This window comes from Neisseria sp. P0001.S005, from assembly GCF_051963715.1.
Genome location: NZ_JBQCTZ010000508.1, coordinates 1 through 586, shown reverse-complemented (window position 1 = coordinate 586; position 586 = coordinate 1). Strand labels below are relative to the sequence as shown.

The following is a 586-nucleotide window of genomic DNA, read 5'->3' as shown; positions in this document are numbered from 1 at the left end:
TGGTAGCGTTTGACGAAGCGGTATTCGACGAGGGTGTTGGTGTTTTCGTCGGCTTCTGCCCAAACGCTGCCGCCTTTGCCGCCGTCGCCGCCGTCAGGGCCGCCGCGGGGTACGAATTTTTCGCGGCGGAAACTGGTTGCGCCATTACCGCCTTTGCCTGCGGCGACTTCGATTTTTGCTTCGTCGATAAATTTCATGATGTTCTCTTATGGGTATTCGGTTGTTTCAGACGGCCTTTGTTAATAGAGGAGCTTGGTGTCTGAACGGATAAAATGTTGCTTATTATAAAGGATATTTCGGTTTTAGGCCGTCTGAAATATGGTTTCAGACGGCCTTGGATTTATTGGGCGAGGGCCTGGTCGATTTCTTGATAGAGTTGGGTGAAATTGGGTTCGCCAACGTAGGTTTTAAGGATGTTGCCGTTTTTGTCGATCAGGACAGAAGTCGGGTAAACCTGTGTACCAAAGGCTTTTGCAGCAGTTTTGTTGGCATCGTACATGACGGTGAAGGGAAGGCCGTATTCTTTGACGTACTGATGGACGCTCTCAATAGGGTCGATGGGCTGGGCAATGCCGAGGACTTGGAA

General features: G+C 50.3%; 1 protein-coding gene and 1 pseudogene. Both read right to left on the bottom strand.

The genetic code is table 11. From position 1 onward, the window contains the following. A pseudogene (locus ACTHSP_RS21350) lies at window positions 1-197 on the bottom strand (GTPase ObgE); the annotation flags it as partial. A 143-nt stretch (window positions 198-340) separates the two neighbouring features. Further along, window positions 341-586, bottom strand: a 246-nt coding sequence (locus tag ACTHSP_RS21345; RefSeq protein ID WP_440346923.1) for a TlpA family protein disulfide reductase, incomplete at its 5' end; no start/stop codon positions are given.